Origin of the sequence: Ilyomonas limi, from assembly GCF_005233845.1 — a bacterium.
Classification (GTDB): domain Bacteria; phylum Bacteroidota; class Bacteroidia; order Chitinophagales; family Chitinophagaceae; genus Ilyomonas; species Ilyomonas limi.
Genome location: NZ_SZQL01000009.1, coordinates 122,386 through 149,281, shown reverse-complemented (window position 1 = coordinate 149,281; position 26,896 = coordinate 122,386). Strand labels below are relative to the sequence as shown.

At 41.8% G+C, this 26,896-nt stretch carries 18 protein-coding genes; 4 read left to right on the top strand and 14 right to left on the bottom strand.

Translation table 11 applies throughout. The features are described 5' to 3' along the window. Nucleotides 1-110 precede the first annotated feature (110 nt). Nucleotides 111-1,070, top strand: a complete 960-nt coding sequence (locus FC093_RS12495) for an NAD-dependent epimerase/dehydratase family protein (protein ID WP_137262126.1) — start codon at nt 111-113, stop codon at nt 1,068-1,070. A 256-nt stretch (nt 1,071-1,326) separates the two neighbouring features. On the opposite strand, the gene FC093_RS12490 is transcribed toward FC093_RS12495, so the two are convergent. The 8 genes from FC093_RS12490 to FC093_RS12455 all read right to left on the bottom strand — a co-directional run bounded on the left by FC093_RS12490 (nt 1,327) and on the right by FC093_RS12455 (nt 14,162). Next, complete coding sequence (locus FC093_RS12490; RefSeq protein WP_137262125.1) at nt 1,327-2,364, bottom strand: hypothetical protein; 1,038 nt, start codon at nt 2,362-2,364, stop codon at nt 1,327-1,329. A 727-nt stretch (nt 2,365-3,091) separates the two neighbouring features. Further along, the gene (locus tag FC093_RS12485) at nt 3,092-4,609 is read right to left on the bottom strand and encodes a glycoside hydrolase family 32 protein (RefSeq protein WP_137262124.1); all 1,518 of its coding nucleotides are present in this window, start codon (nt 4,607-4,609) and stop codon (nt 3,092-3,094) included. 24 nt (nt 4,610-4,633) lie between these two features. After that, nucleotides 4,634-5,116 carry a peroxiredoxin family protein gene (locus FC093_RS12480; protein WP_170971077.1) on the bottom strand — a complete coding sequence of 161 codons (483 nt, stop codon included), beginning with the start codon at nt 5,114-5,116 and terminating at the stop codon, nt 4,634-4,636. A gap of 74 nt (nt 5,117-5,190) precedes the next feature. Continuing rightward, a complete protein-coding gene (locus FC093_RS12475) occupies nt 5,191-6,699 on the bottom strand; it encodes a glycoside hydrolase family 32 protein (RefSeq protein WP_137262122.1) in 1,509 nt (502 codons plus the stop codon). Between the two features lie 90 nt (nt 6,700-6,789). Further along, nucleotides 6,790-8,508, bottom strand: a complete 1,719-nt coding sequence (locus FC093_RS12470; RefSeq protein ID WP_137262121.1) for a RagB/SusD family nutrient uptake outer membrane protein — start codon at nt 8,506-8,508, stop codon at nt 6,790-6,792. A gap of 19 nt (nt 8,509-8,527) precedes the next feature. Further along, the gene (locus FC093_RS12465; RefSeq protein WP_137262120.1) at nt 8,528-11,605 is read right to left on the bottom strand and encodes a SusC/RagA family TonB-linked outer membrane protein; all 3,078 of its coding nucleotides are present in this window, start codon (nt 11,603-11,605) and stop codon (nt 8,528-8,530) included. Nucleotides 11,606-11,709: 104 nt separating this feature from the next. Then, on the bottom strand, nt 11,710-12,633 hold the full coding sequence (locus FC093_RS12460) for a carbohydrate kinase family protein (RefSeq protein WP_137262119.1): 924 nt from the start codon (nt 12,631-12,633) through the stop codon (nt 11,710-11,712). A gap of 203 nt (nt 12,634-12,836) precedes the next feature. After that, a complete protein-coding gene (locus FC093_RS12455) occupies nt 12,837-14,162 on the bottom strand; it encodes a sugar porter family MFS transporter (protein WP_137262118.1) in 1,326 nt (441 codons plus the stop codon). A 304-nt stretch (nt 14,163-14,466) separates the two neighbouring features. On the opposite strand from FC093_RS12455, the gene FC093_RS12450 reads away from it, so the two are divergent. Next, entirely contained in the window at nt 14,467-17,274 is a 2,808-nt protein-coding gene (locus FC093_RS12450; RefSeq protein ID WP_137262117.1) for a hybrid sensor histidine kinase/response regulator transcription factor, read from the top strand. Nucleotides 17,275-17,426: 152 nt separating this feature from the next. On the opposite strand, the gene FC093_RS12445 is transcribed toward FC093_RS12450, so the two are convergent. The 4 genes from FC093_RS12445 to FC093_RS12430 form a co-directional block, all read right to left on the bottom strand. Then, entirely contained in the window at nt 17,427-20,075 is a 2,649-nt protein-coding gene (locus FC093_RS12445; RefSeq protein WP_137262116.1) for an MGH1-like glycoside hydrolase domain-containing protein, read from the bottom strand. A gap of 389 nt (nt 20,076-20,464) precedes the next feature. After that, nucleotides 20,465-21,769: a sugar MFS transporter gene (locus FC093_RS12440; protein WP_137262115.1), complete on the bottom strand. Its 1,305-nt coding sequence runs from the start codon at nt 21,767-21,769 to the stop codon at nt 20,465-20,467. Nucleotides 21,770-21,910: 141 nt separating this feature from the next. Continuing rightward, nucleotides 21,911-22,156 carry a hypothetical protein gene (locus tag FC093_RS12435; protein ID WP_137262114.1) on the bottom strand — a complete coding sequence of 82 codons (246 nt, stop codon included), beginning with the start codon at nt 22,154-22,156 and terminating at the stop codon, nt 21,911-21,913. Nucleotides 22,157-22,234: 78 nt separating this feature from the next. Continuing rightward, nucleotides 22,235-23,491 carry an MFS transporter gene (locus FC093_RS12430; protein WP_240743283.1) on the bottom strand — a complete coding sequence of 419 codons (1,257 nt, stop codon included), beginning with the start codon at nt 23,489-23,491 and terminating at the stop codon, nt 22,235-22,237. Between the two features lie 469 nt (nt 23,492-23,960). Here FC093_RS12430 and FC093_RS12425 point away from each other — a divergent pair, with 469 nt between their 5' ends. Continuing rightward, nucleotides 23,961-24,977, top strand: a complete 1,017-nt coding sequence (locus tag FC093_RS12425; RefSeq protein ID WP_240743282.1) for a LacI family DNA-binding transcriptional regulator — start codon at nt 23,961-23,963, stop codon at nt 24,975-24,977. Between the two features lie 41 nt (nt 24,978-25,018). Here the strand turns inward: FC093_RS12425 and FC093_RS12420 are convergent, their stop codons facing one another. Further along, the gene (locus tag FC093_RS12420; RefSeq protein WP_170971076.1) at nt 25,019-25,858 is read right to left on the bottom strand and encodes an FG-GAP repeat domain-containing protein; all 840 of its coding nucleotides are present in this window, start codon (nt 25,856-25,858) and stop codon (nt 25,019-25,021) included. A gap of 122 nt (nt 25,859-25,980) precedes the next feature. Next, nucleotides 25,981-26,604 carry a DUF4242 domain-containing protein gene (locus FC093_RS24050; RefSeq protein ID WP_206106560.1) on the bottom strand — a complete coding sequence of 208 codons (624 nt, stop codon included), beginning with the start codon at nt 26,602-26,604 and terminating at the stop codon, nt 25,981-25,983. Between the two features lie 113 nt (nt 26,605-26,717). Here FC093_RS24050 and FC093_RS12405 point away from each other — a divergent pair, with 113 nt between their 5' ends. Beyond that, nucleotides 26,718-26,861 carry an ATP-binding protein gene (locus tag FC093_RS12405; RefSeq protein ID WP_137262112.1) on the top strand — a complete coding sequence of 48 codons (144 nt, stop codon included), beginning with the start codon at nt 26,718-26,720 and terminating at the stop codon, nt 26,859-26,861. The last annotated feature ends 35 nt before the right edge of the window (nt 26,862-26,896 follow it).

Here is a 26,896-nt window from a genome sequence, read left to right as displayed (position 1 = left end):
ATATATAGTATTTTGAAAAAATAACACTATTGTAAGTTTAAGAAGCGTGTGATTACATAAATTTTCAGCTATACAATAACCACTGCTTAATTATATTCGTAAAGACAAGTATGAAGATTATTACCATTGGCGGCTCGGGTTTTATTGGCACTTATTTGATTGAATTGCTACAACCAGAGCATCAGTTACTAAATATAGATAAGCGCAACTCCACTGCATTTCCACATCTTACTTCCATAGTTGATATAAGAGATTACGACCACTTGCTCCCTGCTATACAACCTGCAGATTGGGCAATACTGCTTGCCGCAGAGCACCGCGATGATGTATCGCCTGCCTCATTGTATTACGATGTAAATGTACAGGGCACTAAGAATGTATTAAAAGCTTTGGATGAAAAAGGTATTCATAAAGTTATCTTTATTAGTTCTGTTGCAGTGTATGGATTGAATAAATTGAATCCTGATGAAAACGCTCCGGCAGCCCCGTTCAATCACTATGGAAAATCTAAATGGATGGCGGAAGAAGTATTGCGTGAATGGCAGCAAAAAGATGCAAACAATAAAACATTAATTATTGTACGTCCTACCGTTGTTTTTGGTCCAAACAACAAAGGCAATGTGCATAATTTGCTGCAACAAATCAGCTCCGGAAAATTTCTTATGATAGGCTCAGGGAACAACAGAAAATCCATGAGTTATATTGAAAATATTACCGGTTTTATCAGGTATTTGTTGCAAAAAAACGGGAGCGGTTACCACGTGTTCAATTATACCGATAAGCCCGACTTATCAATGAATGAATTAGTAGCAATTGTTGAAAAAGCAATGAACAAAAAAATTGCGGCTGTGAGAATTCCTTATTGGCTTGGCTATTTAGGCGGTGTGGCTTTTGATATAGCAGCAGTTATTACGCGTAAAAAATTTTCTATTTCTGCTGTGCGCGTAAAAAAGTTCTGTGCTACTACACAGTTTTCGGGAGAGCAATGGCGGCAAACCGGCTTTACACCATCTTACACATTGTACGAAGGATTAATTAAAACAATACAGGCAATGCAGCAGGAATCATGAACTACCATTGCAACAGTTGGCCTTTATGTAAAAATCAACCGTAGTCAAAGGCATATTCATGCATGTGTTTGAGCAATAGTTTTTACGCTTATACCCATGCAACATAGCAAATACAAAAAGTGTAAAATATTAATTTGTATGCTGCAAATAAATAAAAACCTACCCTGTTTTATACTTAAAACAGGGTAGGTTTTTATTAGGTCAATTTTTAAGCACTTTTTCTAAAAAGCGCCGCTTTTGACCTATGAACAAGATTTTAGTTTTTAAGATAATCCTTGTAAGCAAAACCGTTAGGTGTAAGTGACTGATCGCTATGGTGCAGCGGTGTATCTTTCTTGCCTGCATTCTCATCGGGGCTGTACCATACAACATAAGGAAGGTTATTATCAGTAGCTACTTGCAGCATTGCCTGTAGCGTAACTACTTCTTTATCAAATTGGCCAAACTCGTTAGAGATAACTGGCTTATTGGTTCTTTTTTTCATGTAATTTATAACTGATTGTAATGCTTCGGTATTGGGTGAAGTACCCTTCCAATGGAAGTTTACGTAGTCTAAATTTATAGTGGCATACGCCTGCAACAAGGTATCCACAAATCTACCGCGCTCTTGTATAGTGAGTGCCTTTGGTGCAACACCTGTGAGTTGCTTAAACCGTTCTGCCGAATCGGTTTTACCCTGATTCATAAAGTCCTGGTACACCAGGTAATTCAAGCCAGTGCTGGTAATGCCACCATTTGCTACTTTAATGCCGCGCCCGTGCATCACACTAATAGCTGCTTTTAACTGGTTGATATACTGCTGTGCACTACCTGAATAGTACAGTTTATTAGATTCTTCGTTTTCAATTACCGCTACAGCTGGGTTAACAGTATATACAGCAAGCGTACTTTTCAAATCTTTCTTATATTGAGTAAGGTTAGTAACAAAGGGCATAGGAGTGCCGCTGCTAAAACTTCCGCGGCAAAAGTTGAGCAACACCTTATAATTACTCTTTACAACAATAGGATCGGGAGTATTACTCGGTACATTAGTGCGCTCCCGTAAGCATGAAACGCCAAGGTCGTCTGCAACATTAAGCTGAAAATCTATGCTGCCTGTTACGGAGGGTGCGCCGATTAATGCTCCATAATTCAGCGATTTATTAGGAATAAGTGTGAGTATGGAACCTTCTGCTTTAGTGGAAGCATTTGCCGATGTAGTGCTGTTGGTAACGGTTCCGTTTAGGTCTTCTTTGCTGCAACTGCAAAGGAACAGTGCAATACATGCCACTGCCAGTGAATAATACTTTTTCATGATATTGAATTTGATATTGGATTTAAAAAAGAACACTGCAAAGATAGAAGGACATATAGGAATTAGAACACTATGTATTGATTTTAAACACCTTTTCATTTGCATTAAATTCACCTAAAAAGAATGCCTCGGCTATTTAATGCTATAACCCCCTCTAAAAGCAACAGTAAAACTGCACTTTTACTATGATATCCAATTAGTAAGCAGCTTCAATTAATATGAGAAGGTTTGTAACGGGCGCCAGGGTATATAAAAAAATTATTTAAAAGATACTAAACAAAAATGGCAATGTGCCGGCAGTTTATTTATAATAAATTAAAGCAAAAGTTTAAGTCGGGAAATAACGCCGCAAACGGGCAACAACTTTTTTGTGTTTATAGCATTTACGCATAAGAATGCTTGTGGTTTTTACACCTATTCCATTTCAGGGTAAATAGTTCGGTTAATCAGTAAAGATAAATGAGTTGCGTAATCTTACTAATCCGCATAACTTAATCTGAAATGGTGTAAGCTTCTCTGTTGCGATAAATATATAAGCACAACGGAACACAAAGAATAAATAATGAAGTAAATAAAAGGTAGAGACTTAATTTATAAAAATAGTGCTGTTGGCATGCGTGCTCTTCGTTATTAAACATGGTTAACATGGTTGGTAGCCTTGCAAAAAACGCTGGCAGGGTTCTTAAACCTGCCAGCGTTAATTTAAACTATTTACTGGTTACAAAACTCACTTCCAGATACTTTGCATACTGCTCAGTTGCAAGGATTTTAATACTACTCCGCCGGTTGATTGTACATGTATTTGATTTAGCAAATCTTCTGGAAAAAAGATTGCGGTCATCGTCGTTAATCCGCTATCAGCAAATAACTCGACAGAAGCTGCATCTATAATAAGTACTAAGTCTATAGAAGCCTTTTGTGCAAAACGTGGTGCTACTGTTTTGGCAGCAAAACTTTGTTTAAAGGAAGATTCACCAGCCTTTGTGCGGTCAATATAATATTGATTGGTTGCTTTATCAAAACCTATTACTAATTGCTCGCCACTTTTGTTGGAAAAAGTAATGGAAAAATCCTTCACTGCATCTGTTGTAAGCGATAGCTTGTAAGGAGTGGTAAGCTTTGTAGTGCTGGCAACGGTATAGTCCGTTGCTTTTACATTTGTAAGTGTGGTGAATGGTTTGGTGATACTATTTAATTCTTTTACCGGCTGTGAGGTAACAAGAAATTGGTTATTTATTTTTTTGATACCCAGTTCTCTGGGTATTGTTGTAGCGCTGCGCCATTTTTCGGTAGGTACAACATTGGCATACTCCCAATTGCTCATCCAGCCCAAAAATATTTTACGCTCACCCGTATTGCTCCAGGTGATACCTGCATATTCATCGGGGCCGTAATCCAGCCATTTGGTAGTAGTATCATCGGGCGTAAATGTGTGACCGTCAAAATTGCCGGTAAAGTATTGTGTAGCACTTCCCCCATTGGGTCCGCCGGGATTAATATTCACAATTAACACCCACACTTTTTGTCCATTATAATCCAGCGGAAATAAATCCGGACATTCCCATACACCGCCATGTGCGCCCAACTTTTCGCCAAACTCACTTTCTTTTGTCCAGTTTTTTAAATCTGGGGAAGAGAAAAAGGTAATGCGGTCTTTAGTAGCAAGCGTCATGATCCATTTGTTGGCCGCTTCATTCCAGCTTACTTTCGGGTCGCGAAAATCGCGGATACCAGGATTTTTTACTACCGGGTTGCCGCTGTATTTCGTCCAGGTCTTTCCATTATCCAGGCTGTAAGCAATACTTTGGTTTTCATAATCATTCCTTCCGGCACGTTCACCCGCTGTATCGTGGCTGGTGTAGATGGCAACGAGCGGCACTTTACCTCCTTTACCAAAGCCCGAAGTATTGTTTTTATCCACTACCGCACTGCCCGAAAAAATAAAGCCCAGGCTATCCGGGTACAAAGCAATCGGCTGCTCCTGCCAGTGCACCAGGTTGGTGCTGGTAGCATGTCCCCAGTGCATTGGTCCCCACACGCTGGCACCTGGATAGTATTGGAAAAAAAGGTGATAAACACCTTCATTGTACACCATTCCATTTGGGTCGTTCATCCAGTGTGCCTTTGGTGAAAAGTGTATCTGCGGACGATACTGCTCGTGATAAACAGCGGTGTCGTCTTGTGCTTTTGCCAGTGTAGAGGCAGCAAAAAGAAGTATAAAAAAAAGGTATTTTATTTGTTGCATAATAAGTTTTTAAATGCGATGCTGTCACAATTGCGCCGCCATTTGCGCAGACTCTTTGTTGTATGGTACAATCTTGCTGAGCTTGCCTTGTTTATCGTACGTTGCTACAAACGGAAACTGCTGTATGTTGTAATACTTCTGCACGATAAAGGTGTAGCCTTCGCTACCTACTTTAATGTTGGGATAAGATGACAAATGAAATTCGTCATCAAATTGTTTTACCTCGTTTAAAGGCAGATAGGAAATCATTATAATCTGCCTGTCAGCCAGTTCCTTTTTACGCTTGAGCATAGCTTCCGTAAACTTTTTGCAATGATCGCAGGTAGGCGAAAAATACACCAGTATAGTAGGCTTGTTTTTGGCAAGCTGGCTATAGGTAAATCCTTCCCCGTTTACCAATCTTATTTTAAAAGGTGCAATGGTGGTTTTAGTGGTTTTAGTTTGCTGGGCAAATGCCATTGAGCAAAGAACAACACAAAACAAGGCGCTGAGCAAATATTTATACATATACATTATTTAATAATTTTCTGAACGAAAGTTGCACAATAATAGTATATGCCCGCAACTTTCTCAAAACAGTATTATTGCATACTATAAACCTTCAGCGTATCCAGAATGGCTGTTCCGCCTTTTGCAAATGCCGAAAACTGTGTTGCATCTTTTGGTGGAAAAATATAAGTAGTAATTGCTTTCTCGCCATCATTGGCAAATACTTCCAGCGAGGATTTGTCAAACAGCACCTGTAGTTTTATTTTACCTTCAACAGGTTGTACCACTGCTTTTAATGGATGGATTTCATCACCAGCCGCTGGCTTAACCGTGAGTTCATTAGTAGCTACATTATAGTTTATAATCGTTCCGTTACCGCCTTTTTGCTGTGCAATTGTAAAACCAACATCTGTTGCAGAGTTGGGTATAAACGTAGCTTCTATCCAGTAAGCATTGGTGTTAAATGCAGGCTGCGTACTGAATGCTAATTCCTTATTGATAAGCGACACATTACTCTTGGTTAATTGCTGCTTTGCCGGCAGTGTACTAATACGCTTAGCCACTACCGAAGATGGCTGTTGAAATAACCGGATACCATCGGCTGTTGTACGCAGGCTAAGATCTCTTGGTATAGACATTTGCCCGCGCCAAGGCGATGTTCCTGTTTTTAAAGGCACCATCCAGCCTACCATAATGTTTTTATTTTGTGGCGCATCGTTGTAAGAAATAGCTGCATAAAACGTATTGCCTTCATCCACGGTCAAATAGGATGTTCCCGGGTTATGGCTGATAAACGTGGTACCATCAAAATTGCCAATAAAGTATTGCATGAACGGACCACCTTCAGGACCGCCGCACGATACAAACAACACCCATTTTTTATTAGCCTCATCACCATCTACAGGCATCTGCAACAGCGATGGACATTCCCAGGGATGACCACTATAGCCTTGGTTGCTACCAAATTCGCTTAGCAAAGTCCAATCTTTTAAGTTGGGTGAGCTGTAAAAACGAACTGCATGTTCCAGCGGCAGAGCTACTACCATCAGCCAGCGTTTATTTTGCTCGTCCCACTGTACATTAGGATCGCGGAAGTCGGTTTTTCCTAAATCAATTACCGGATTTTTATCATAATCCGTATAACTCATCCCGCCATCGTTGCTGTAGGCAATGTATTGCGATTCGTTTTTCCGGTTTGGTGAATGTGCTGTGTACACCGCAACGAGACAACCACCGTTTTTGCAAAAGCCGCTGGTATTGTTTTTATCATTCACCACGCAACCCGAAAACCGCCAGGTAGTATCACCATTATCTGTCTTTTCTGGCATAGCTACCGGGTAGTGTTGCCAATGCAGCAAATCTGTACTGGAGGCATGTCCCCAGCTCATGTGTCCCCACTGGTTTTCAAACGGATTGTGCTGATAATACAACTGGTATTTTCCATCCACATAAATCAATCCGTTGGGATCATTCGTCCAGTTTTTAGCGGGTGTAAAATGATATACTGGGCGCCATTGAGGTGTTGCTGCTGTATTGTTTTGTGCAAAAAGAAAAGAACTCAAAAAGCTGGCAAATACAGCTAATAACAATCGTTTTTGCATAGGATATGTTTAGAATAAAAAAATAAAAATAACTGCATCGCTGCATTGTATGTGTTGAACAACAGCGATGCAGTACCTTTTGCCTATGGATTACCAGCCCACATTTTGCTGATACAATCCGCGGCTATAATTAATCTGGTTGAGCGGAATAGGGAAATACTCATCTCTTCCTTTCTGAAAAACGGCATCAGACAAATGTGATGACCTCGTTTTTTCAATATCAAAGTACGCATTCATCACTTTATCAGCCACACCCCAGCGCACCAGGTCAAAGAAATGATACCCTTCGGTAGCAAACTCCAGCCGGCGCTCCCAGTGCAACGCCTGACGTGCAAAGTCCTGTGTCCAGGTACAATTGACACCCGGCTGATAGGTAGCCATGCCATAATGAGAAGTGGACGTTCCATCACCTTGCTTCAGCAATGCAGTGCTGTTGGCAGCACGGGCGCGCAACTGGTTGATGAGCAGCAATGCTTCGTCCTGCCTGCCTAATTCTATCAATGCTTCAGCTTTAAACAATAATACATCAGCATAGCGGATAATCGTCCAGTTCTTAGAGCTGGACATAAAAGGTGGTATTTTTTGAAAAGAAGGATCGTCGTAAGTAACGGCTTCTTTAAGACTGGCAAAAGCGCCATATACTTCCGGTGCACGTGCCCACGATCTTTCAAATAAGAAATCCGGCTTGTATTTGTATGGATGTCCTGGTATTGCCACGGTATGATCTAAGCGTGGATCGAAGGTGTTTGTTTGAAAATCGAGCGAAGCAGCCACATCATTCTGATTGTAAGTAGTAAACATGGGCAAGCCGCTGGCATCGGTTTTAAAAGCATTAATCATATCATGGCTGGGCACATGAAAACCGCAGCAGCCATACTCCTGGTTCATTGGATAATTCAATGCATGACCGTAATCTAACCTGCCTTTGGGCGTGCCATCATCTTTAGAATATTGGATGGCAAATACCGATTCGGAACTGTTTTCATGCTGCGTTAAAAAGTTATCGGCAAAGTCGGGATCCAAAGCATATTGACCGGAATTGATAACTTCATCGCACAGACTGTTTACTTCTGTAAGCAAAGCAGCATTAATGCCTGTAACCTGGTTGTTTTCGTCCTGCTGGTAAGCAGCATACAGCAATGCTTTAGCCAAATAAGCCTTCGCCGCATACTTGTTGGGTCTGCCTTTATCCCCCTGCGTTTCGGGCAGGTTATCTGCCGCAAAGCGAAAATCCGCTGCCACTTTTGCCCACAGTTCATCATTGGAATAGCCGCGGTTAGAAACGGTATCGTAGTTGGTTTTCGGTATCGTTTCATCAATATACGGCATGTACTTAAAGAGAATTTTGAGCAGAAAATAAAAATGCCCGCGTAAAAAACGCACTTCTGCCTGCCGTTCTGTTTTATTTGGAAAAACATCGGTAGAAACGGCGTCCAATCTTCTCAATGCATCATTAGCACGGCCAATATCCACATACAACCTAAACCACAGTTCATCAATCAACCCATTGTTAGGGCGGTTGAGTGAAAAGGTCTCCATCCAGTGAAATTCGGTAATATCGCCCGGACCATCACCACCTTTGTAGGCATCGCCGCCGCGCACGCTGCCATATGGCCAAAGGCTGGAATAAGGAGAAGTGTAATGATCGTTGCCTAAGGCCGAGTAAGCGGCAATCACCATTTTATCTATATTCTCTGGTGTATTGATGTCTTCGCTGGAGACAGCGCCCTGCGGCACTTTATCTAAAGTTTTATTGCACGCTGCAAAGAGCAGACTTGCAATTATGGGAAGAAAAAATAGCTTTTTCATGATTAAATAAATAAGAAGTTTAAAATGATACATTCAAGCCGATAGTGCCGATAACAGGAATGGGAAAGCCATAGCCTGGATTTTCCGGGTCGGTAGCGGTGAAGGATTTGCTTTTAATAGTAAAAAGATTGCTGCCTTGCAGGTACAGCCGTGCATCGTGCAGTTTTGCGCCTTTAAATACACCTTTCAGGTTATAGCCCAACTGTATATTGCGCAGCTTCAGGTAAGAACCTTTTTCCAAAAAGTAAGTAGAAAGCCGGCCTTCATCGTTACGGTTTACCAGTGTAAGCGCCGGTATAGCAGAACTGGTGTTTTGCGGTGTCCATGCATCTAAGGTTCTGGCGCCCCAGTTGGTGCCAACCCACAGCGAAGAAAAGTCGGTATAGGTTTTAAAATCATTAAACACTGTTATGCCCTGCACGCCTTGTATAAAGAAGCTCAGGTCGAAGTTTTTGTACTCCAGCGCGAAGTTTAAACCATATAAAAACTTAGGGTTGTTATCGCCAATATAATCGCGGTCTTTATCGTCAATCACACCATCGCTGTTGAGGTCTTTATAGCGTATTCTGCCCAACCCTTTACCTACCTGCTCAGGCGATTTGTCTACTTCCTCCTGTGTTTGGAATAAACCATCAACTACCCAACCAAAATAAGAGTTATTAGGTCTGCCAAGAATGGTCTTGTCGGTACCGTTGCCGGGATAAGAAGTGAGCACTTCGGTTGGGAGGTAGGTTACTTTGTTGCGGTAAGAAGAATAATTGCCGGTAACGCTGAAAGTAAGATCTCTGGTAATGTTGCCATTGTAAGAAACCTGTATTTCTATGCCTTTATTCTGTACCGAAGCACCATTAAACCAATGATTGCCACCTTCGCCTACTACGGCTAAATAACCCGGGCTGATAAGAATATCGGAAGTTTTTTTAATGAAGTAATCTACCGAGCCGGTAACCTTATTGTGAAACAAACCAAAGTCGAGACCAAAGTTGTTTTCTTTAGTTGATTCCCATTTCAAAGAATCATTGCCGGTTTGTATGGCGGTAAAGCCCGAAGGTAATTGTCCCGAACCAGCGCCGGTTATATCATAAGCGCTGCCTTGGTCAAATGTCCAGGTTGGGTCTACGCCATAGATCGCAGAATACAATGAATAAGTGGGATAATAACCGGGTAAATCCTGATTGCCGGATACACCAAATCCATAGCGAAGCTTCAGGTCGGATACAATATCCTGGTTTTTCATAAAGCCTTCCTCACTGATGCGCCAGCCCAAAGAGAAAGCCGGGAACGTACCATAGCGGTAGGCTTTACCAAAACGCGAAGAGCCATCGCGGCGTAGCGTTACGGAAGCTAAGTACTTGTTGTTGTAAGTATAGTTTACTTTACCAAAGAAAGACTGCAGGGCATACGCATTGCCCGAGCCGCCGTTGTCTTTGTTGGCCGAACCGGCATCGAGATAAGAATAGTCAATGTTTTCTAAAGCATATCCCTGGCGGCTGCCATAAAAAGTTTGAAAAACATATTGAATATTTTCTGAACCCAGTAAAGCTTCGATACGATGCTTATTAAAGCTGGCATTATAGTTCAGTGTGTTTTGCCATATACGGTTGCCATCGTACCATTGCGTTTCTGCTACCTGGTTAGAAGGATCGGATAAGAAGCCCGATGTATAAGACTTACGCAAGGTGCGCTGGAAAGTGCCATCATAATCTACCCCATAGCTGGTTCTGAAATGCAGGTTGGGGATAATGGTCAGGTCGGCATACGCATTACCAAATACACGGAAAAAATCGCTGTGGTTTTGCCGGTTGTCTTCTATCAAACGCACGGGATTTTGCCGGTCGGTCATACCGGGTGCAGGACCGCCCCAGCCATCATCAACCGTGTGCACCGGCACTACCGGCTGCTGTACCAGCGAAGCAAACAAAATATCGCTCGCCGGAATTAAAGCATTACGGATGTAGGTAACATCCAGGTTTTCGCCAACCTTCAGCCTGCCATCAAAGAAATTATAATCAGAATTGAAACGTGCAACGGCTTTCTGGCTGTGCGTAGCTTTTACAATGCCTTTGTTATCATAATAGTTCAAAGAAAAAAGTGTACTACCTCTATCGCTGCCATTGCTCATAGATAAGTTGTAGTTCTGTATTAATGAAGTTTGGGCTATTTCATCAAACCAGTAAGTATTGGCCGGCTTCATCGTGTGGGCAGCATCAATAAAATCGGGATACATAATTTTATTCAATACCGGATTGTTGTAATCGCCATTCCAGTCATATTGGTAAATCTGGTTTTGGTTGGGATCGGCGCCATCGTTTATGGCAGCCTGCCAGTAAGCCCTGCCTCTGCCATCAGCATCTAAAGTTTTTAGCTTGGTATTATAGTATTGCAAAGAAGTAGAAGCATCGGCGCTGATGCGGCTATATCCTTTTTTGCCCTTTTTGGTGGTAACTATAATAACACCATTGCCTGCTCTTGCGCCGTAAATAGTAGCAGAAGATGCATCTTTCAGCACCTGAATGGATTCAATATCAGCCTGGTTAATTTCCTGCAATCCTCTCTTGGTAGGAATGCCATCAATCACATACAGCGGATCATTATTGTTGAGCGTTCCAATACCACGGATGCGAACGGTAGCGCCGCCTGCGGGGTCGCCATTAGTAGTAATATATACGCCCGGCACTCTGCCCTGCAATGCTTTTACAGGATTGCCCAGCGGTATATCTTTAATAGCGCCCACATCTACTACCGACACCGCGCCGGTAAGGTCGGCTTTTCTTTGCGTCTGATAGCCGGTTACTACCACCGCATTCAGGTCGTTAAGGTTCTCCGACAGCTCCATGGTGAGATTGCCGGAAGTCGGCACCACTGCCGTGCCCGCCTGCATACCCACATAGGTAAATGTGAGCGTATCGCCTGTAGATGCGAGCATGGTAAAATGCCCGGTGTTGTCTGTAACTACCATCCCGCTTTTGGATTGTACGGTAACACCTGCCAGGGCAGCCTGTGTGTTTTTGGCGACTACTACGCCTGTTACCTGTTTTTGCTGCGCCCAAAGGGCAGTAGCAAAAAACAAGAGGAGAATTGTGATGAACTGTTTCATAGTGTGTGTTTAAATAGAATGATTAAGTATGGAAGGAAGCACTGCATTGGCAAGCCATAATTATCGAATACAGCTATTTGCAGTTAATTGGAATTGATTTTTGTTTATGAATGTGTAACCGGTGGCTGTGCTGTTTCTTCAGCAAACAGATTGCTGATGCCATTTGCGTTATAATCGGGGCAAGCGCCTTTTTGTGTAGTAACATAAGCAGCCAGCTTGTTGGCAAACTGAAGCGCCTCCTCTATTGCAGCACCTTCCATTGTTTTGGCTATGATGGCCGCTAAAAAAGCATCGCCGCTGCCTACCGTATCAGCTACCGTTACCGGAATACCCTTGCAGGTAGCAAAGGCATCGCCTTTACATACAATAGCTCCTTTTGCACCGCGCGTAACCACTACCATGTCAAGTGCAAAACGGTTTTTCAGCAGTTGAATGCGTTCTGTTTCGCTGGTGAGTGGCGAAAACCAACCGGTAATGAGCTCCAGTTCTGCCAGGTTCAGCTTTACCATATTGGCGTGCGTCAGCAGCATTTCTATTGTATTGCGGTTGTAAAACGGCGGGCGCAGGTTAATATCCAGTACTTTGTTTTTGGCAAAGGGCAGCAGTTTAAGCAATGTATCACGGGTTTGCCGGCTGCGGGTGGCAAGGCTTCCAAATACAAAATAATCGGCATTACTTACCAGCGTTGCCAGTTCCTCGTTGTAGCCAATGTAATCCCAGGCTACATTATTCAATATGGTATATACTACTTCGTGCCCGTCTTTTATCTCTGCCTGCACTGTACTGGTAGGCTTACTTTCATCCATCTGGAAAAATTCGGTGCAGATGTTTTTTGCTTCCAGCGTTTCAATTAACTGTTTGCCTAATTCATCATATCCTATTTTGGAAATAACTGCAGGGCTTTTACCCAACTTTTGCAAATGGTAGGCAACATTCATAGGCGCACCGCCGGCTTGCTTGCCGGTGGGCAGCATATCCCAAAGCGTTTCTCCAAAGCAAACCACGGGATAGTGTTTCGTATCTGACATTAGCAATATTTTTTAAATGAAATCCGGTTTTAAATAGTGTGTACAGCATTTGTTATATCAACCCAGGGCTTCAGCCTTGGGAACTTAAGTGAAAGGTTATCGGCTTTAGCCAAAGTGCCCGTTTGCTCAGGCTAAAGCATTGGGTTAGCTTTTCCTACCTATGGTTCTTTATTGCCTGGTTTAATTAAGTATGTTCTTTTTATTTAGTGCAATACCAGCGTATGCCCTATTTGCTCCAGCGATTTACCCTTTGTTTCGGGCATCGTTTTCCATACGAAAAGCAGCTGTGCAATCATCATTACCGTGAAGAATAAAAAGGTATTACCACCACCGGCTTTCTCGGCGAGATAGGGGAACGAAAAAGCAATGAGCGCTGCCATAAACCAGTGCGTAGTGCTGCCCAGCGTTTGTCCTTTTGCACGTATTTGCGTTGGAAAAATTTCGGAAATAAACACCCAGATAACGGCGCCTTGTGAGAAGGCGAAAAAAGCAATGTAAATGAATAAATAAACCGGTACGGCAAGTCCGCTTTGCCCGCTGTAAAAAGAATAAGCTACCAGCCCGAGTGTTGCAATTAACCCAAATGAGCCAATGAGCATGAGGGTACGCCTGCCAAAGCGGTCAATATAGTTCATGGCGATAAGCGTGAAAATAAAATTGATCAGACCAATACCGGCTGTGGAAAGCAACGAAGAACTGGTGCCCAAACCCGTCATTTCAAAAATGCGGGGCGCATAATAGATAATAGCATTGATGCCCGACACCTGGTTGAACACGGCAAATAGCACTGCCAGCATAACCGGAAATTTGTGCTGTGCAGAAAATAACGGATCCTTTTCTATAGTCCCCTCTTCGGCAGCCGCATTCAGGATGGCGGTAACGGTTGCATCGGCAGTTGCGGGATTGATGATTTTCAGGATGCCTCTTGCCGCTTCCACTTTGCCCCTCTTCAAAATGAGCCAGCGCGGACTTTCGGGAATGAGCTTCAGCAAGACTAAAAATATAAATGATGGTACTGCCTGTATGCCCAGCATTAACCGCCAGGAGTTATCGCCCATTTGCCCCAAAATATAATTGGACAAATACGAAATGAGAATACCAAATACCACATTAAACTGGAAAAGCGCTACCAGCCTGCCGCGCCTTTCTGCCGGTGCAATCTCCGATATATAAATGGGCGCCGTAACTGAAGAAGCGCCTACACCCAGCCCACCGGCAAGGCGGAAAAACAAAAACAGGTACCAGTTCGTTGCGAGTGCGCTGCCTACAGAAGAAATCAGGTATAAAATAGCAATAATATACAACGTTTTTTTCCTGCCCAGCCGGTCGCACGGAATGGCGCCGAGCAAAGAACCAATCACTGTTCCTACCAGTGCAATAGAAATGGTAAGCCCGTGCTCAAAGGCATTTAAAGACCAATATTTTTGAATAGACTGTTCGGCACCGGAGATAACCGCCGTATCAAAACCAAAGAGAAAACCACCTAAAGCAATAACAACCGACCAGAGGAAAACCTTGTTTTGTTTCATATAGCATTTTGAAAAGCAATCTTACAAGCCGGAGCAGACGCGATCTTTTCAAAATGGAATAAAATGCTTTAAAATTTACCGTTTTCTTAAATAATGCTATAATTTACTGATTATAAAGATTTAATAAATAAAAATATAAGTTTATTAGATTATGCTTTTTAGAAGTTGAACTCCTTTTTTCTAAAATTATAACACGCCGTTGTTTCAGTATGTACCAAGTACACATTTTATTTTTGGTTAATTGAAATAAAAAAGCACATTTTTATAAGGAATTTCGGGTTCTGAAATTGCAAATTTGTTGATAATGAATCGTGTACGAACCTTTGCTTGCCGGTTGTTGAGCTTGTCTGTGAATCTTTCTGTATTCATAGCTGTTATTTGCTGCCTTTTACTTTTTTCCTGTAAGGACAATGCACTTCCTGAAAAAAAATACCGCATTGCTTTTTCGCAGTGTACCGGCGATGATAACTGGCGCAGGCGAATGCTCGCCGATATGAAGCGCGAAATGGCTTTTCACCCCGGTATTGAATTTTTGTACAAAGATGCTAAAGACAACAGCCGGCTGCAGGCCCGGCAGGTAAGAGAATTGATGAACGAGGGCATAGACCTGCTGATGATTTCGCCTAATGAGGCGCAGCCACTCACGGGCGTTGTAGAAGATGCCTTCAACAAAGGCATCCCCGTAATTGTGATAGACCGCACGATTGCATCTAAACTATACACTTCTTTTATAGGCGCCGATAATGTGGAAGTAGGCAAAATGGCCGGCGATTATGCCGCTAATCTGCTGCATGGCAAAGGCAATATTATAGAAGTAATCGGGCGGCCCGGCTCTACGCCAGCGATCGGGCGGCAAAAAGGTTTTCAGCAAAGTATCAGCCAGCATCCCGATATAAATATTAATGCAGAAATATATGGCAACTGGCTGAAGGATGATGCCGCAGCCGGGCTGCTAAAAGTAAAGGATAAGCTAATGCATGCCGACCTCGTATTTGCCCACAATGATGTAATGGCGCTCGGCACTTACCAGGTATGTAAAAAGCTGGGAATAGAAAATAAAGTAAAAATTATTGGCGTAGATGGACAACCAGGACCTGGCAGCGGACTCGACCTGATAAGCAATCACCTGATAAATGCCACTATGCTGTACCCCACTGGCGGCCAGGAAGCGATACGTACCGCTTTTAAAATATTGAATGGCGAGCCGTTCAGCAAAGAGAATATTTTGCAAACACTGGTAATAGATTCTACCAATGTTCACCTGATGCAGTTGCAGGCAAATAAGATAGATGAACAACAAAAAGATATAGAAAAACAACAAGCATTGCTGGAAGCACAGCAGGCAATTTACAACAGCCAGACTACGCTGTTAAACATTGCGGTAACTGCCCTGGTACTCGTGCTCATACTCGGCATTATTGTGCTGGTTGCATGGCGTAACAATCGTATCATCAACCGGCAACTATCTGCCAGCAATAATGAAATCCTTTTGCAACGTAACCAACTGATAGAGATGACGGCAAAAGCCAAGGAAGCAACGGAAGCTAAGTTTAATTTTTTTACCAATATCTCCCACGAGCTGCGCACGCCATTGACACTCATTTTAGGCCCGCTTGAAGATGCTTTGACCTCGCCCAAATTGCACTTTACTATAAAGAACGATTTGGAAGTAATGCAAAAAAATGCATTGCGGCTGCTGCGCCTGGTGAACCAGTTAATGGACTTCCGGAAAATTGAGCATAGCCAGATGAAGCTCCGGGCTTCCGAAAATAATCTCATTGCTTTTGTAGCAGATATCCTGAATGCTTTTAAAGAGATTGCCAAAAAGAAAAATATCAGCCTGAATAGCAGCTATAGAGTAAATGAACTGATGGTATGGTTTGATACGAACCTGCTGGATAAAGTATTATTCAATTTGTTGTCTAATGCTTTCAAATTTACCAAAGAAAACGGCTTTGTTACCGTTACGGTAAGCACCAGCAAGGATGGAAAAGAAGCTATCATCCAGGTAGAAGATTCAGGTATTGGCATGACACCCGAAACGGCAGCACACGCTTTTGATTTGTTTTACCAGGAGCAGGGCACTGCCATCAAAGGTACCGGATTGGGACTTGCCTTGTCAAAAGAATTGATTGGACTGCATCATGGCAGCATCAGCCTGCAAAGCGAGAAATGGAAGGGAACCACCTTTGAAGTGCGGCTGCCGCTGGGCACTGCACACCTCGCAACTGATGAAATGGTAAAAGATGCTAATCCATCTACTACTGCTTACGAAGATATAAAAGCCTATATAGCAGATAGCAATATACAGCCTGCTGCAGCGCCTGCAGCAATAAACGGTTCGTCCAAAGAATATTCTATACTGCTGATAGAAGACAGCGACGACCTGCGTAACTTTTTGAAAAACCGTCTGGTTGCCAACTTTGATGTGTACGAAGCCGACAATGGTAATACCGGCTTAAGTATGGCATACGAGCTGGTACCCGACCTCATTATCTGCGACCTTTCCCTGCCGGGTAAAGATGGTTTACAAATTACAGAAACCCTCAAAACCGACATTCGCTCATCGCACATACCAGTGATTATCCTTACTGCCAATAACAGTGTTGAAAAACAGATAGCCAGTATGCAGTTTAGGGCAGATGCTTTTATTGCCAAGCCATTCAACCTGCAGCACCTGGAAGAAACCATTAAGTCGCTGTTGAAAAACAGGAAAATGTTGCGGGAGCACTATACCACCGATGCATCGCCACAGGAGTCAAAAGCCGGTGCACCCAAAAAGCTGGATAGGAAGTTTATCAATGAATTTACGGCTATTGTAGAAAAGAATATTGCCAACGAAAATTTTTCAATTGAAGACATCTGTAAAGCAACCGGTATTTCGCGTATGCAGCTCAGCAGAAAAATAAAAGCATTACTTGGCATTAATGTGAATGAATATATACTTAATGCCCGCCTGCAAAAAGCAAAGTATTTACTCACCAACGAGGACCTGACCATCGCAGAAGTAGCTTACCAGGTTGGCTTTTCATCACAGGCTTATTTTGCTACGGTATTCAAAAATAAGCTGTCGGTTACACCATCGGAGTTTAAAGAAAAGGCAAGGGGATAGAGAGTGAACCACAGCGTCACGGAAGAACAAAGAGCCGCATAGCGTAATCTTTGCATTTGCATAAAAAAGGTTCGGAACTTTTGAAAGTCCCGAACCTTTTTCCTTTGTTGTGCTACGCTATGTATTAACTTATGTGATGCTAATAGTTTAACTTAAGAAGCCAACACAGCATTCTCACTCTTCACCGCTGCTTTACTTTCATGCAACTCACTTATCAAATCTGCAATCAATGCCGTCCACCCGGTTTGGTGACTCGCACCTAACCCAACGCCGTTGTCTCCATGAAAATATTCATAAAAAAGCAGCAAATTTTCATTGCCTTTTTGCTGATAAAACCAGTTATAATTCCCATGCATTTTGCGCCTGCCTTCTTTGTCTTTCTCAAACAGGGAAATTACCCTTGTAGCAAGCTCATCAGCTACAACACAAAGGTTCACCTTATTGCCCGAGTGTGCCGGATATTCTACCAGCAAATCATCACCGTAAAATGCGCCATACCGGCGTATAGACTGAATGAACAGGTAATTGATGGGTAACCACACCGGCCCGCGCCAGTTGCTGTTGCCACCAAACATATCTGATGTAGAATCACCGGGATCGTAGCTTATGGAATGTTCAACACCATCTATACTAATGGTATAGGGATGATCCTGATGATATTTGGACAAAGCCCGGATACCCCCATCTGATAAAAACTCTGCTTCATCCAGCATGCGCTGTAGCAGATATACCAACCGGTTTGGCCGCACCAGTGATAATAACAGTTTATCACTTTCATCCTGCTCTTCATTAAGCCAGGATTGATGATTTATTTTATTCTCATTGAAATGCTGAATATGCTTTTTAAAATTCTTTAATTTATTCAATGCCTTTTTATCTATAACTGCAACAGCAAATAAAGACATCAACCCTACTATAGATTTTACCTGCAAAGGCATGGGCTCGCTGCCATATACCGAGAGCACATCATAAAAAAACTTGTCTTCTTCATTCCACAAATGATGCTCATTAATGGCTTCTGTAATCATTACAAAATGCTCAAAAAACTTGATGGCGGTATCTTCAAAAGATATATCGTGCATTGAAATTTCCAGTGCTATTTCCATCATATTCAGCGCATACGTTCCCATCCAGCCGGTAGCATCTGCCTGCTCCAGTTGCATATTGGTACCCGGAAAGCTACGGTTGAACACGCCAATGTTGTCTAACCCTAAAAAGCCACCTTCAAAAATGTTGTTGCCTTTACGGTCTTTACGGTTTACCCACCACGTAAAATTGATGAGCAGCTTCTGAAAAATTTTCTTCAAAAAAATAATATCGCCTTCTCCTTTTTGCGCCTTTTCTATGTTATACACCTGCAAGGCAGCCCATGCATGCACCGGTGGATTTACATCACTGAAATTCCATTCATAAGCAGGCAATTGCCCGTCGGGTTTCATGTACCATTCGCGCATAATCAGGAGCAACTGGTGCTTGGCAAATGCCGCATCTATCTTTGCAAAAGCTATACATTGAAAAGCCAGATCCCATGCAGCATACCACGGATATTCCCATTTATCGGGCATGGAAATAATATCCTGATTTTTTAGATGCAGCCAGTCGTTATTACGTCCGTTTATCTTATTGCTGTTTACTTCGGTAATGCCATCGCTGCTGTTGAGCCATTGAGCTACATCAAAATTGTAATATTGCTTGCTCCACAGCAAACCGGCTAATGCCTGGCGTTGAATTTGCTTTATATCTTCACTCTGATGCTGTGGTAAAACAGCATTATAAAACTCATCAGCTTCGTTTTTGCGAACAATAAAGATATTTTCAAAGCCCTGATCAAAGGGCTTATCTATTTCAGTATTGCTCAACCGGCAATACACTGTTTTAGTCTCGCCCGCAGCAATAGACATACGGTACACAGGCGAACATTTAGTACCTTTTTTTACAGTACGTAACCCTTTCACATGTTTGCGTTTGATAATTGCATCATGGAAAGCATCTTTTACAAAAATGCTTTTGTTTGGGACGCCTGTTACTTTCTCGGTGTTAGTAATATTGTTTGTAAATAACAGATCATCCGGCTGCTGAAAGTACAGGTAATAATTTTCGAGCGATGGATGGGTTGCCACAACAGTATTTGCATTCCGATAAGTGATCACCGGCTGAGCCGGCATGGTGTTTCCAGGATGCTGATTACTAAACCAAAGTGTTGGCAACAATGTAATAGATGCTGCTTCGCTGTAGCGGTTGGTGATGTTAATGCGTACAAAAATGTCTTTGTCCGACTGCTTGGCATATGTTACCTGTACATCAAAATAGCGGTTGTTGTTAAACACGCCCGTGTCCAGTATTTCATACTCTGCCTCATGCTTGCCACGTAATGCATTTTGCTCCCGCAGCTCCTGATATGGAAAAGGAAGCTGCGGATATTTATATAAATATTCCATGTAAAAATGCGATGGAATATTATCGGTATAATAATACAGTTCTTTTACGTCTTCGCCATGGTTGCCTTCGCCATTACTCAAACCAAATAAGCGCTCTTTTAAAATTGGGTCTTTGCCGTTCCAAAGTGCAATGGCAAAGCACAGATTTTGAGCTGCATCAGCAATACCTGCAAGCCCATCCTCTCCCCACTGGTATGCACGATAATGTGCATGATCGAAAGGGAAATATTGCCAGGCGTTGCCATCGTGGCTATAGTCTTCACGTACAGTGCCCCATTGGCGTTCACTAAGATAAGGTCCCCACTGTACCAGTGGTACTTCTTTCTTCTCAATTATTGCTATACGTTTGTGTTCTGTTGTCATAAAAAATGTTTCGTGAACAAATAGTTGCCTTATCAACATGTTATATATGTTAACCAGCAATCAGGCATTTACATACAGCAGCATGCAATGCGTTTATTTAACTAATGAAAATATTACGGCAGGAATAAAGGATGCTGCTTAATTAGCTGTAGTGCACAGCCATCAAATGCCGGTAATTTATCGTAAGGATAGATTTAAAATTTGTATGATAAAATACGCCGGCTGTTGCAGGCTACAATTATAAAGAGGTACACTTTTCATTACTAAATGCTAAACTGCTTTAATGTGATTTGATTCAATCAGTAAGCCTGGAATAAAAAATTTCTTATTCTTCTTTGTACGGCTTTATCTTTTTGTGTTTTACAGTTTAAACTACTATTTAACAGCTTTTATACTACTGCTTCAGTGATGGGAGGTATATATCCCTGCTTTTTAAGCCCAACCTTATGACCTTTTATTGCAAAGTATAAGATGAATAAATAACAGGGTACCATTATCCAGAACGCCTGCTGCAAGCCTACTTTTTCACCCAGCCATGCCCAGAGCTTAGGCAATACAGCGCCACCTGCAATACCTATGATAAGTAAGGCTGAACCTGTTTTGGTGAACCTGCCCAAGCCATTGATGGCTAATGGCCAAAGTGCAGGCCACACCAACGCATTGGCTAAACCTAACAAGGCAATAAATAGCACCGATGTATAACCATCTGTAAAAATGGCACCCAGTGTAAACAGTACACCTAACATTGCTGATACCCGTAAAGCCATGCTTTGAGAAATATATTTTGGGATGGCTATAATACCGGTTATGTAACCTATTAACATACCGATCATGGTGTAAGTAGTAAAGTGCTTTGCAATATCCAGGCTAATACCAATATGACTGCCATATACCTGTATAATGTCGCCTGCCATTACTTCTACACCCACATACAAAAACAGGCTGATAAATCCCAGCCATAAATAAGGATAATCGAATATGCTGGTTCGGCTATTAGCACCTGGGCTATCTGCTGTATCATCTTCGCCCTCGGCTTTCACTTCGGGTAAATGAGAGAAATAAACAAAGAGTGCCAATGCCACTAATACGATTGCAATAATAATGTAAGGCATAATTACTCTTGATGCTAACTGGTCCAGCTCGGCGGCTTTCTGTGCGGCGTCCAGGGTAGATAACCTTTGTACAAAGCTATCTGCATTTTTAAGCATGATAGCGCCCATAATTAATGGAGCTATAGCCCCTGCTGTTTTGTTGCAAATGCCCATAATAGAGATGCGCTTTGCTGCACTTTCAATAGGACCTAAGATGGTAACGTATGGGTTAGATGCTGTTTGCAGCAAAGCCAGCCCCATACCTATTACAAACAGCCCAAACAAAAACAATCCAAATGTTCTCATGTTAGCAGCAGGAATAAAAATAAGTGCGCCTGCTGCCATTACTACCAAGCCCAGCACCATCCCATTCTTAAAACCTGTTTTCCGCAACACCCCGGATGATGGAAAAGCCATTACTGCATAAGAAATATAAAAAGCAAACGTCACCAATACCGCTTCGGAGGTCTTTAATTCGCAGGCTATCTGCAAATAGGGGATAAGCGTACTATTAACCCATGTTACAAACCCGAAAACAAAAAATAATGCGCCGATGATAAACATGGCTTTGTTGGTTTGTGTTGCGGTATTTACATTACTCATGCTTAGTTAGCTTTAGGTAAAAGTATTTTTTGTAATAGCTTGCTATTTGGGTGGTGGGTAGTGAATTGCGAATATAAAAATACTTTGGACTATTATTCACAAATCACAACTCACCATACGCCATTCACAAAAGCAACCGCCTTAGTATTTGATATGCGGATCAAATACACAATGCGGACCAGCAAAATAATTGATTTTCGGCAGCTTCAGCTTATCATTTTGTGCTTTATTTTTACCCGGTTTTATAATATCGTCAACCGGTGCTTTCACGCTGATTATGCGTTTGCTTTCTTTTTCTGTTGGCACATCAAATACCTGTCCATATTGGGTGCTGTATAAGCTACGTGTTCTTGCAATGCCTGAGAAAATTATTGATAAAAATTTCATAACTGTTCTTTTTAAATGATTAAGAAATGCGGATGGATAAACGCCATCTGATTTACGGCGTTCATCCTTATTTATATTTTAAATGGAAGATGGATACACTTGTTGTTGATTGATTTGTTTTACTTCGGGCTTGCGCATCGGAGTAAGGGCTGGTGAGGATTGTGCTGCCTTTTGCCGCTGCATCAGCACCATACAAAACAGGAGACCGATGAACGCCAGTCCGGCGCCTACATACTCCGGTGAGGTATAGCTGTAACCTGCGGCAATCGGCAGCCCGCCCAGGAAAGCGCCCAAGGCATTGCCCGTATTGGCACTTGCCTGCAAAGAAGATGAAGCCAGCATTTCGGAGCCTTTTGCTGCATTAATCATCAGCATTTGCATAGGTGCTATCACGGCAAAGGCAACAGCGCCGGTAACAAACGTCATAATAACAGCGGTCACCTGGTAATACGACACGACAGACACGATCAGCAGCGATACAATCATAGATAGTAATAAAATGCTGGTAGTTTCAAGCGGCGAATAACGATCTGCCAACCTGCCACCTATGAAGTTCCCAACCGCCATGCCTAAGCCTGCAACAATCATAATAAACGTAACGGCATTAGCAGAAAAGTGAGCTACCTGCGTCATCAATGGCGCTATATAACTAATCCAGGTAAATAGCCCGCCGGTACCTATAGCTGAAATGCCGATTATTAACCAGGGCTCCGGCTTTTTAAAGACTTTAGTACTTTCTTTGAAGCTGCTGTTGGGCGCGGCAGGTAAAGCAGGCATCCACTTTTTGATGCTGCCGGCAGCAATAAATGCAATAGCCGCAATAATGAAAAAAGAAAGGCGCCAGCTATAGTTGTGACCAATGTAAGTGCCCAGCGGAACGCCTATAATATTTGCAATAGTCAATCCTGCAAACATTAAAGCTACGGCTCTTGCTTCTTTACCCTTATCGGCGAGCTTGCTGGCTACCACCGCACCCATGCCAAAGAAAGCACCGTGTGGCAAACCGGCACACAACCTTGTTGCTATCAGCAGCGGATAACTGGGCGCCATAGCAAACAAGGCATTAAAAACACCATACATCAGCATTAGTGCAATCAATACTTTTTTAGGAGAATACTTACCTGCCAGTGCCACCATCAGTGGTGCACCAATCACTACACCCAAAGCGTAAGCAGAAATAAGATGACCTGCTTCAGGGATGGAAACAGCGAGTGTTTTTGCCACATCGGGCAGTACCCCCATCATCATAAATTCAGTCATACCTATGCAAAAACCACCAATTGTAAGCGTAAGCAAACTCGGCTTGATGGATGAAAAGATTGTTGTTTTATTCATAAATTCTCTTTAGAGTTTTCATTACAAAAAATAAAAGCCTGCTATAATGCAGGCAATCGTTTATTTTTAAACCAGATCTAAATTCCTTTCACGGTTAAAGCAATCAGGTTGTATAATTTTCATTATTTTTTACACCTGATTTTTGTTTGGATAAGAACAACGCAAAGATAGTGCTAATTTTGTTTAATCGTTTAAACAAATATTTTTCGTACTGTTAATTTGATTGTTTTAGATTAAGAAATGTACTTATTTTAATAAATAAATATTTAGCTAAATAAGATTAGAGGTGATAATTTAACTGGATGAATATCAAAAAGTTGGTTGAATTACTATTGCTTTGCGTTATGTAATAACCATGTAAAATGTGCCCCGGTTGTTCCACATGAAAACGGAGTTGAACAGAAATAAATTAACTAAATACTAATTTAAACGTTTAAATTTTCTATCTTTGTAAGAACCGGTATTTGCTATGGCTATTAATAAAAGAGTATCCCTTAAAGATATTGCACAAAAAGTAGGTGTTTCTACCGCCTTGGTTTCTTATGTCCTCAATAATAAGAAAGAAGGACGAATAAAAAAAGAAGTAGCGCAAAAAATAAGAGAAACTGCCAAAGAGCTAAACTATCGCACCAACCTGCTTGCGCGCAGTCTCAAGATTAATAAAACATACACCATTGGTTTGATTGTAGCTGATATTGCCAGCCCGTTTTCGTCGGGCATGGCGCGCATTATAGAAGACGAAGCAGACAAACTGAACTATACGGTAATATTTGGCAGCTCAGATGAAAATGCACAAAAGTTTGGCAAGCTCGTGGATACTTTTCTTACCCGGCAGGTGGACGGATTGATCATTGCTCCGCCCGAAAATGCAGAAAACCAGGTCTTTCGTTTACGGCAACAAGGATTACCTTTTGTGCTTTTCGACCGCTATTGTCCATCGGTAAATACAAATTATGTAGCGCTGGACAATTATACCGCTGCCTATAATGCGGTTAAATATATGATTGACGGCGGTTGCAAAAGACCAGCAATTGTTACATACGATACAACCCTTTTTCACATGCAGGAGCGCGTACGTGGCTATTCGGCAGCGCTTAAATTAAGTGGAATTGATGCTAATAAAAGCTGGATAAAAAAGGTAAATATTATTAACCCCAAAGCCGCTATCGAAAAAGCAGTGCAGGAATTATTGTCATTAGATGAGCCGGCAGATGCAATTTTATTCGGCTCCAACAGTATTGCCGTGCATGGCGTAAAATATATTAATACATTACCGCTAAAAGTGCCTAAAGATTTAGCCATTATCAGTTTTGATGAAACAGAATCGCTCGATTTGTTTTATGCGTCCATCACTTATATTAAACAGCCCATGCATGAAATGGGGCAACTGACTACCCGGATTTTGCTTGACTGTATAGGAAAAAACAATAAGGTAACGCAGGTAAACATGCAGGCAGAACTGGTGATAAGAGCTTCTACGAGGTAAGCAATAACACAGTGTATTATTATAAACGTGGATGGTACACTCTATTCCGTCCAATAGGTGCGCTTGGCATAAAATACATCAGTTTTCCCGTCACCATTAAAATCTCCGAATCCCAATTTGCTGAGAGGTAGTTTGGCGGTATTAACCTTTCTCCAACTTTTTACACCGTCATCAGATATATACCATGTTGCTCCATCTGTATAAAATACATCAGTCTTTCCATTGCCATCAAAATCTCCGAGCGCAAGTTTGGTATAATCTTCACTTGCAGTATTTATTACTCTCCACTTTGTTTTTCCTCCATACGATACATACCATGTCTTTGTTATTCCATTCGCATAGAACACATCAGCCTTTCCATCACCATCAAAATCACCTAATTTAAGTTTGGTATAATCTTCACTCGCAGTATTTATTACCGTCCAGCTACCTGATCCATTAAAGGATACATACCATGTCTTTGCTATTCCATCTGCATAGAACACATCAGACTTTCCATTTCCATCAAAATCGCCTATCAAAAGCTTATCGGCAGTTATTTTTATTTGAGTGTTAAGCGTCGCCAATTGACTGGTTCCATCATGTGAAACTTTCCAGAATTCTCCTGTTTCTGTTTGAAGTACATCCGTTTTTTTATTATTGGTACGGAAAATTCCAAAAGCAAGATTGGATAAGTCATTAAGTTTCTCAGAGGTTTGCAATGTTTTCCATTTAGTTGTTGCTCCGTAGGATGCTAACCATGTCGTAATAAATCCGTCAGCTTGTATGGCAGCTGTACCCGTTTCTTTTAAGTTGTTGGATTGTATTTGTACATTATCTTTTTTACAGGATATGCAAAAAATGATAAGGGTTAATGATATAACCGGTAGTTTCTTTTTCATAGTTTTTATTTTAGATTTCATAATAATAAATTTAAATATCCTGTACGCAGATACCTATAGTAAAATACACGGCTGGACACCCGTATTTTTCACGGGGTATGTTTACCACCTGTATATTTATTTTATTCGCCCTGTTTTACATTATGTATTTCAACTGGTATCAGTCCATGTGCTTCTTTATGTGTGCCGACAACTGATTCTGCGCTATTTGCTTCAGACAAACACATAATTACTCCTGCTTTTTCATCCACCCAGTAATTAATAAAATTTACATCATACTTTCCCTGAACAGCAAGGTCTTTTTTGTGCGCATCTGCCACTGCTTCGGCAGTAACGTTGCCTGCACCCAGTTTATGTATGTCCAGAAATAATTTTTTATTACCTGTTAAAGCGGCTGCTGAGCCATCCGTCACTTCTAAGATATATGCTGGCAATAACCCATGAGCTTCTGCATGTGTTTTTCCTATTGAGGTCGTATCGCTGGCTGATGAAAGGCAATAAACAAGACCTTGCTCTTCATCAACCCAATAATTAATAAAACGCACGCCATATTTTTTTTCAATGGCAAGGTCTTTTGCATGTGCAGCTGCCACATCTTCAAATTTTACTTTGCCCGGTTCTAATTGGTGAACATCTATGTACAATTTTTTTTCATTTATTGTATCATTTTTGTTAGTTTGGGCTGATGAATGAAAGGAAACGAAGCTGCAAATGACGATCGGCAATACTGAAAAGCTGATTTTCATAATTAATAGTTTAGTTTTTTGGTAATTTTATTTCAGGTACAAAGCACGATTATAACGGCCCGCAGCTTGTAAGAAGTTTTCCCTATTTTAAATTTACGGTATCCCTATTTAATATGGCGCTGATTGAAAGAGATGTGTTCATGGAATCGCTGCAAAAACATTTTGAAAATGTTGCAGAAGGAGAAGGGCATTGCATATTTTTATATGGTGAAGCCGGTATTGGAAAAACTGCATTGGTAAAGGCTTTTTGCAGGTAACAAACCGATGCGTGCATTTACCAGGGAGCCTGCGA